The organism is Frigoribacterium sp. AC759 (assembly GCF_979256015.1).
Map to the genome: position 1 here is coordinate 74,246 of NZ_CEEDMT010000011.1, position 8,445 is coordinate 82,690.

7 protein-coding genes are annotated in these 8,445 nt (G+C 71.2%); 3 read left to right on the forward strand and 4 right to left on the reverse strand.

The window, feature by feature from the left end:
• Window positions 1–7: 7 nt before the first annotated feature.
• Genes ACZ6JE_RS09875 through ACZ6JE_RS09890 form a run of 4 tightly spaced genes read right to left on the reverse strand, consistent with a single transcriptional unit; the run spans window position 8 to window position 4,084 of the window.
• Complete coding sequence (locus tag ACZ6JE_RS09875) at window positions 8–1,081, reverse strand: ABC transporter ATP-binding protein (protein ID WP_464318842.1); 1,074 nt, start codon at window positions 1,079–1,081, stop codon at window positions 8–10.
• Entirely contained in the window at window positions 1,078–2,034 is a 957-nt protein-coding gene (locus tag ACZ6JE_RS09880; RefSeq protein ID WP_464318843.1) for an ABC transporter permease, read from the reverse strand. The genes ACZ6JE_RS09875 and ACZ6JE_RS09880 overlap by 4 nt, the downstream gene beginning before the upstream one ends.
• Window positions 2,022–2,939, reverse strand: coding sequence for an ABC transporter permease (locus ACZ6JE_RS09885; RefSeq protein ID WP_464318844.1), 918 nt, complete (start codon window positions 2,937–2,939; stop codon window positions 2,022–2,024). The genes ACZ6JE_RS09880 and ACZ6JE_RS09885 overlap by 13 nt, the downstream gene beginning before the upstream one ends.
• A gap of 11 nt (window positions 2,940–2,950) precedes the next feature.
• A complete protein-coding gene (locus ACZ6JE_RS09890) occupies window positions 2,951–4,084 on the reverse strand; it encodes an ABC transporter substrate-binding protein (protein ID WP_192061786.1) in 1,134 nt (377 codons plus the stop codon).
• 249 nt (window positions 4,085–4,333) lie between these two features.
• On the opposite strand from ACZ6JE_RS09890, the gene ACZ6JE_RS09895 reads away from it, so the two are divergent.
• The 3 genes from ACZ6JE_RS09895 to ACZ6JE_RS09905 form a co-directional block, all read left to right on the forward strand.
• Entirely contained in the window at window positions 4,334–6,694 is a 2,361-nt protein-coding gene (locus ACZ6JE_RS09895) for a hypothetical protein (protein ID WP_464318845.1), read from the forward strand.
• Window positions 6,695–6,795: 101 nt separating this feature from the next.
• Window positions 6,796–7,221, forward strand: a complete 426-nt coding sequence (locus ACZ6JE_RS09900) for a DUF3060 domain-containing protein (RefSeq protein WP_243214107.1) — start codon at window positions 6,796–6,798, stop codon at window positions 7,219–7,221.
• Between the two features lie 68 nt (window positions 7,222–7,289).
• A partial coding sequence (locus ACZ6JE_RS09905) for a hypothetical protein (RefSeq protein ID WP_464318846.1) occupies window positions 7,290–8,445 on the forward strand: 1,156 nt, incomplete at its 3' end.

The following is an 8,445-nucleotide window of genomic DNA, read 5'->3' on the forward strand; positions in this document are numbered from 1 at the left end:
GGGGCGATCAGACCGGGACGACCGCCACGGCGGCGGGGACGAACGAGACGAGCACCTCGGTGCCGATCGGGCGGCCGACCTCGGGGCGGTGGTCGAGGGTGAGCACCGTGCCGGGGTCGGTCCGCACAGTTGTCCGCGAGACCGCCCCTCTGAACGACACCGACTCGACCGTGCCGGCGATCGCGTGCGGATCGTCGGTGAACACGACGTCCTCCGGGCGGACCCAGGCCCAGACGGCGCCGTCGGCCGGTGACCCGACCGCCTCGATCTCACGGCAGCCCGGCAGGCGCACGCGCCCGTCGACCACCTCGGCCCGCACCCGGTTGCTCGTGCCCACGAACTCCGCGACGAACGCGGACGACGGCTCGCGGTAGAGCTCCTCGGGGGTGCCGATCTGCTCGATCGACCCGGCCTTCATCACGGCGACGCGGTCGGCGACCGCGAGCGCCTCCTCCTGGTCGTGGGTGACGAACATGGTCGTGATCGCGAGCTCGCGCTGGATCCGCCGGATCTCATCGCGCAGATGCACCCGCACCTTCGCGTCGAGGGCGCTGAGCGGCTCGTCGAGCAGCAGCACGCGGGGCCGGGTGACGAGTGCCCTGGACAGAGCGACGCGCTGCTGCTGGCCGCCCGAGAGCTGGTGGGCGTAGCGCTCGCCGAGGTCGCCGAGGCCGACCAGCTCGAGCATCGAGCGCGCGCGACTCGTGCGCTCCGTACGCCCGACGCGGCGCATCCGGAGACCGAACTCGACGTTCTGCAGCACCGTCAGATGCGGGAAGAGCGAGTACGCCTGGAAGACCATGCCCACGTCTCGGCGATGGGTCGGCACGCCGACGACGTCGTCGCCGTCGATCGTGATGCTGCCGCTCGTCACGCTCTCGAGACCCGCCAGGCCCCGCAGCGCGGTGGTCTTGCCGCAGCCGCTCGGCCCGAGCACGGCCACGAGCTCGCCCGGCCTGAGCGACAGCGAGACGCCGTCGAGCGCGCGGTGCCCCGAGAAGTCTTTGACGACCGAGCGGAACTCGACGGCCGCGCCACCGCGCCGGTCGACGTCGATGGGGGCGGTGAGGGTGGCGGTCACGAGCGGGCCTTTCGAGCGGGCGGAGCAGGAGGGGCGGGTGCAGCGAGAGCGGCGGGCGCAGCAGCACCGGCGGGAGACGCGGCGCCTGCCGAGACCGCGGGCGAGGCGCCCGGCCCGCGAGTGCCGACGCGCCCGATCACGACGAGCAGTGCGAACGCGAAGCCCAGCGCCAGCAGGGCGAAGATGACCGCGGCGTACGGGTCGCTCCGCGAGACCTGCACCAGGGCCGTCTGCAGCGTCACGCGGTTGAGCAGCGACGCGATGGTGAACTCGCCGAGCACGACGGCGACGGTGATGAACGCGGCCGCGAGCAGCCCTCGGCGCAGCGACGGCACGACGACGCTCACGGCGATGTGCGCCCAGCCGGCCCCGAGGGTGCGGGCCGCTTCGGTGAGGGTGCGCAGATCCGTGCCGGCGAGGTCGGACTGCACGGCCCGGTACGCGTAGGGCAGCACGGTGATCCCGTAGGCCAGCGCGAGCGTCCAGGCGCCCGACCCGGCGATGCGCGTCACCACCGAGTAGACCGGCGCGAGCCCGACGACGAGCACGATGGCCGGCACCGTGATCGGCACGAGGCAGACGAGTTCGAGCGGGCGCGCGAGTCGCGGGTAGCGGAGGTGCACGAGCACCATGGCGGGCACGAGCAGCGCGAGCACCAGCAGTGCGGCGACGACGGCCAGCACCAGCGAGTTCGTCACGCCCTCGACGAGGTTGCGATACGCCCGCTCGTTCTCGGGGTCGACGATCGCGAGCCAGTGGTTCAGGTCGTGCCCGCTGCCGTCGGCGCTCCGTAGCGAGAACGCGACCATCGCCGCGATCGGCACGGCGAACACCAGCCCGACCACGCCGAGCGCGACCCTGCGGGCCGTCGTCGAAGCGCGGCCGGCAGGCCCACCCGCCGAGGGGGCGCGCCCCGAGGAGGCGCGGGTCGACACGCCGGTCACCGCTGCCACCGCTCGGTCCGGCGCTGCAGCACCGAGTACAGCGACATCAGCACGACCATCACGATCACCATGCCGAGCGCGAGCGCCCCGGCGACGTTCTCGCGACCGAGCACGGTCTCGCTGACGAGCGCGGCGCGGATCTGCAGCGGTACGATCTGGGCGCCCTGACTGATGATCGCCGCCGCCGTCGCGTACGACGAGAACGCGTTCGCGAACAGCAGCAGCAGGCTGCCGACGAATGCGGGCGTGAGCACGGGCACCACGACGCGGGCGAAGTGCTGCCACCCCGTTCCGCCGAGGGTGGCCACCGCCTCCTGCCAATGCGGCCGCAGTCCGGTGACGGCCGGCATGAAGGTGATCACCATCAGCGGCACCTGGAAGTAGATGTACGGCAGCAGCAGCCCCGGCACCTGATAGAACCAGACCCCGTCGGCGAAGACGTCGACGCCGAAGCGGGTCAGCAGCAGCTGGGTGACGACCCCCTGGATGCCGATGGTGGCCGTGAAGGCGAATGCGAGCATGACGCCGCCGAACTGGGCGAGCACGCTGGCCGCCGAGTCGACCAGACCGCGCACGAGCCCGTCGGGGCGGAGGGCGGTGAGACCCCAGCAGACGACGGCGCCGACCACGGCGCCGACCACGGCGGTCACGCCCGAGACGAACGCCGAGCTGCCGAACGCGCGCAGCACGCTGGGTTCGCCGAGCACGGCGATGTTGTCGAGGGTGAACCGGCCGTCGCCGTCGACGAAGCCGGTGCCGAGCGCCAGCAGGCACGGCAGCACCAGGAACGCCAGCACGTAGAGCGCGAACGGGGTCAGCCCCCACCACGCCGGCAGGCGGCGCCGGCCCCGGGGGGAGTCGGCGCCGCCGGAGGTCGAGGAGGCGCGGGTCGACGACTCCGCCCCTCTCGCCACGGTCGTCACGATCAGCCGATCACGGCGGCCCAGCGCTCGGCCAGGACCGCCGAGGCGGCCTCGGTCTGCTCGCTGGTGAACTGCACGGTGTCGGCGGGCTGCTCGCCGACCGCGTCGAGGGCGCCCTGGTCGACCGTGCCGGCCTGGACCATGGCGTCGAGTCGGACGGGGTAGGCGCCGGCGGCGAGGTAGAGGTTCTGGGCGGTGTCGCCCATGATGAACTCCTGCCACAGGCGGGCGGCCGCGGGGTGCGGGGCGTCGACGTTGATGGCCTGGTTGTAGTAGCTGGCGAGGGCCGTGCCGGGCAGCACGGCGGTCTTCCAGTCGCGACCGCCGGCGTCGGCCGCGGCGGCCAGGTTGTTGTAGCTCCAGTCGAAGACGACGGGGGTCTCGCCCGAGGCGATGGTGGCGGGCGTCGGGTCGGTCGGCAGGAAGTTGCCGGCGTCGTTCAGCTCGCCGAAGAAATCGACACCGGGGGTGATGTCGTCGACGCTGCCGCCGTCCTGGAGGGCGGCCCACTGGATCGCGGCCGCTGCGGCGCCGGCCTGGGTCGGGTCGCCGTTCAGGGCGACCTTGCCCTTGTACTCGTCGCCGAGCAGGTCGTCGAGGTTGGTCGGCTCGGGCACGGCGTCGGCGTCGTAGCCGATCGACATCAGACCGGTGTAGTCGTAGACCCACCTGCCGTCGGCGTCCTTGCGATCGTCGGCGATGTCGTCCCAGGTCGTCACCTTGTACGGCGCGAACTGGTCGAGGTTCTCGAGGGTGACGGCCGAGCCGAGGTCGAAGACGTCGGGGGCGCCGTCCTGCCCCTTCAGGTTCTGCGCCGCGGTGATCTCCTCGGCGCTCGACACGTCGGGGTTGTCCGAGTTGACGGTGATGTCGTACTCGTTCTCGAAGGCGTCGATGATCTCGCCGTAGTTCGCCCAGGTGTCGGGCAGCGCGATGACGTTCAGCTCGCCTTCCGCCTCGGCGGCGGCGACGAGCTGGTCCATGCCGCCGAAGTCCTCCGCGCTGGTGGCGGTGGCGGCGTCGGTGTCGCCCGCCGCGCCTCCTGAGCTCCCCGCGTCGGCGGACGAGCAGGCGGTGAGGCCCAGTGCCAGGGCGGCGAGGGTGGCGGCTCCGGCGAGGTGGCGCTTGGCGAGCATCGGGATCCTTCGGGTGCGGGGCCGAGGCTCGTCGCGGGGAGCGACGAAGGGGTGCCGGTCGACCCACGAGCACCGTAGGGAGGCGCGGCGACGGTGGGGATGCCGCCGCACGTCGCGCAGATGAACGGCTGGCGTCGTCCTAGCTCATGCATCACACGTATTAGCATGCGATATACGAATTCCTCTGGTAATATTTGACGCATTGTCACCGGGACCCGCCGGGCATGACACCAGGGGAGACCAGAACACATGACGAGAAGGACCGCACTCCGAGTCGGAGCAGTCGCGCTCGCCACGGCGACCGTGCTCGGCGGCATCGCCGACGGAGCAGCCGCTGCCGCGGACGCCTCGCCGGGCGACCCGTCGGTGAGGGCCTCGGGCAGCACGCCCGTCGTCATCGCCTCCGAATCCACCCGCCTCGTCGGGCCTCTCGCGATCGTCCAGAGCGAGACCCACGCCTTCGGCCTCCGAGCCGATCCCGACACCATGCGCACCGGCGGCGGCGGAACCCTCGCCGAGGCGCAGGCCGAGGCCGACTACTGGTTGGTGCCGGCCGTCGGCCAGGTCGGCCCGGTGCGTGGTGTCGGCGACAAGGCGGATCGCTGCCTGACCAAGGCGTCGCCGAGCAACGGCACGGTCACGATCGCGAGCTGCAACGCCTCCGCCCAGCAGGACTGGCAGTGGACCGACACGACCGAGCGGCAGGGCTTCTCGAAGGCGCTCTCGCCGTCGACCGCCACGGCACGGGCGATCGCACCGCGCGGTGCCGGCACCTACGTGCACGCCGTCGACGGGGCCTCGTACACGCGGCCGATGGCCCTCGACGGGGCGATGCTCGCCGAGCGCGAGATCACCGCGTCGGCCGTCGTCGACGCGATGGAGCGCTCGGCAGCGGTCTCGGGGGTCGCCTCCACGGGGTCGACGGTCTCGATCGGCGACGAGTCGGTCGTCGTCGGCGAGACCGGCGAGTACACGCTCACGCTGACCGATCTCGAGGTCGGCGTCACCTCGCTCGTGGTCACCCAGACCCTGCCGAACGACGAGGTGCACGGCACGACGACGCTCGATGTCGAGGTCCCGGCGGCCTCCGGCGAGTTCACCCCCGTCGAGCTGCCGTCGGCCGAGATCCCCCGCGGGCTGGACAGCGCGGTGACCGCCCAGGTCGAGACGACCGCCGAGCTGACCTCGATGGACTCGACGGTCACCTTCACGGCGCCGGCCGGGACGACGTTCGCCTCGGCCGATGATCGGCCGGTGGCCTACCTGCTGCCCGGGGCTCGCGACTGGCGCGAGTCCGCCTATCTGCGTCTGACCGGGGGCACCCCGTCGGCCGACGCGACCTCCCTCACCTACGACGCCGACACGACGAACGGCGGCTTCCGCCTCCCGGCCGGGTCCCGGCTGCGGTTCGAGGCCGTCGTGCGCACCCCGTTCGGCGTCGCCGACCAGGGCTCGCTAGGCCTCCTGCACTCCGGCACGGCGAACAGCGGGGCCTTCCACGTCTTCGGTCGCTCGGCGGTCTCGTTCGTCGACCGGTACCGCGACGGGACCCTCGACGACTTCGCAGACGGTGATCGCTTCACTCCGGGCGAGGTCGAGTTCACCGGCTCCGGGTTCCCCGGCGCGACGGTGACCATCGCACCGGCCTCGGGCGCCCCCGTCTCGACCGAGGTCCGCCCCGACGGGACCTGGCGCGCGGTGCGCTACCTGGGCAACGGCGCGTACACCCTGACCGTCTCGCACACCTCCTCCGAGGGTGAGAACACCATCGAGGGCATCCGTCTGTTCTCGAACGCCGTGGCCGAGGGCGACTTCACCCTGGCGTCTCCCTCGGACGGCGATGGTCACAGGGCACAGGGGTGGGTGACCTTCTCGGGCACGGGCACGACCTGGTCGAGGGTGTCGATCGCCGACGACTCCGCCATCGCCCCGACCACCGCGACCGTGCAGTACGACGGCTCGTGGACGGCACGGCGGTGGGTCGGCACCGAGCCGACCACGTTCACGGTGACGTCCTCCCGGGCCGACGTCGAGAACGGGTCCGAGACCGTCGCATTCAACACGGGTGTCACCGACCGGCCCTTCACGATCGACAGTCACTCCGACGGCGGCACCTTCACCCCCGGCGCGATCACCTTCTCGGGCACCGGATCCACCGGCGACACGGTCACCCTGACCGCGCCCGGCCTGGCCCCGCTGGAGGCGCGGGTCGACCTCAGCGGTCGCTGGTCGATCCAGAGGTGGCTCGGCAACGGCTCGATCGCCTTCACCGTGACCTACACGACGACGGGCGGGGAGTCGACCGAGCAGCAGCTCCGGCTCTACTCCGACCAGGTGCCGCAAGGAGAGCTGGTCGTGTCGGCCCCGGTCGACGGCGACGACCACTCGCAGGCCGGCTGGGTCACCTTCACCGGCACCGGCACGACCTGGTCACGCATCTCGATCGACGATGGCACCGGTACACCACCCTCGGTCGCCACCGTCCAGTACGACGGCTCGTGGACCGCGCGCCGATGGATCGGTGCCGGGCCCGTCACCGTCACGGTGACCAGCGCGCGCGCCGACGTCGAGAACGGCCGACACGAGATCCGCCTCGAGGCGGGCCGGTGACGCTCGGAACTCAGGCCGTCTCTGCTCCGCCCTCCTCTTCCCTCTCAGCTTCCCCTTCGGCGTGCCGCCCGGCTCGCCGCCACACGACAGAACGGACCACCATGCGCCGCACACTCCTCACCACCACCGCCGGCATCGCGTTCGCCGCGCTGGCCCTGACCGGCTGCACCAGCGGCACGACCGAGGCCGACGAGGCCACGCCGACCCCCGCCTCCTCGGAGACCGCCTCGGCCACGGACTTCCCGAAGCCGACCGGCGAGTGCATCGACGGCATCGCCACGTTCGTCGACAACGACACCGAGTACGAGCTGCCCGACGGCTGCGAGACCGTCGACATCATCGGCTCGGGCAACACCATCACGCTCGGCCCGGTCACGAACCTGATCCTCGAGAGCGACGGCAACACCGTCGACGTCGAGTCCGTCGAGACGATCAACAACCTGTCGTTCGGCAACACCGTCACCCACGGCGGAGACGCCCCCGAGGTGGCCACCGGCGCCGACGACGTCGCCGTCAGCGCGCGCTGACCCGGCGCCGACAGACCTCTCCCTTCACACCGTCCCTCGACGGCCCGAAAGAAAGAACAGACCGCCACATGAAGAACAAGAAGAAGAACACCCCGGCGCAGCGCCTGGGTGCTGCCGCACTCGCGACGGCGACCGTCGTCTCCGGGCTCGCATTCGGCCCCGGGGCCGTCGCCGCTCCCGCTGCGTCCATGAGCGTCACCAGCGCGAACACCCCCGCCGCCGACGCCTCGACCGACGACTTCGGTTCGGTCTCGGCGCTCGAGGTCGCTGCCACGGAGCTGGTGCGTGGTGAGACCTCCGAGTTGAAGTTCATGGTTCGCAACACCCAGGAGCACCTGGGCTTCGCGCCCAAGGTGGTGCTGACCGCACCGGAGGGGACGACGTTCCCCGAGCAGGCGACGGCGTCGAGCCGGTACAAGGCCACGACCGCGGACGGCTGGTTGGTCTGGGATGGCTACGACCTCAAGAACGGTGTCGTCTCGAACGATGGGAAGACCCTGACCTTCGACAACAGCGACCACGGCATCACCGCTGTAGCGGACCGTGACTACGAGTACACGGTCAAGGTCGAGACGGCCGCTGACGCCCTCGACGTGCCCGACAACAAGATGGGCTTCGTGTTCTCGGGTGTCTCGGCCCAGGGTGACTTCCAGGCTTCTGGCAGCGCTCCGGTCTCCATTCCCGGCGACTTCGGTTCGGTGTCGGCGTTGGAGGTGCCGTCGGTCGAGCTGGTCCGCGGTGCCGTGACGGATGTGAAGTTCGTCGTCCGAAACACGCAGGCGCACACGGGCTTCGCGCCGAAGGTCGTGCTGACCGCGCCCGAGGGGACCACGTTCCCCGAGCAGTCGACCGCGACGTCGCGCTACCGCGATGCTCCCGATGGTGAGTTCTGGGGTAGCTGGGAAGAGAACGTCCTGCGTAACGGAACCGTCTCGAACGATGGCAAGACCCTGACCTTCGACAACACCGGCCGGGGGATCTCGGTCGGTGCGAACCGTGACTACGAGTACACGGTGAAGGTCGAGACGGCCGTCGACGCGGTCGACGTGCCCGGCAACAAGATGGCCTTCGAGTTCTCGGGTGTCTCGGCCCAGGGCAACTTCCAGACCGCGGGCAGCGCTCCGGTCTCGATCCTGGACGCTCTCGAGTCCGTCTCGGCGCTCGAGGTCCCGGCCACGGAGCTGGTGCGTGGTGAGACCTCCGAGTTGAAGTTCATGGTTCGCA

Coding starts and splice junctions, on each gene's coding strand:
- ACZ6JE_RS09890 (WP_192061786.1), bottom strand. CDS start 4,084: ATGCTCGCCAAGCGCCACCTCGCCGGAGCCGCCACCCTCGCCGCCCTG.
- ACZ6JE_RS09895 (WP_464318845.1), top strand. CDS start 4,334: ATGACGAGAAGGACCGCACTCCGAGTCGGAGCAGTCGCGCTCGCCACG.
- ACZ6JE_RS09900 (WP_243214107.1), top strand. CDS start 6,796: ATGCGCCGCACACTCCTCACCACCACCGCCGGCATCGCGTTCGCCGCG.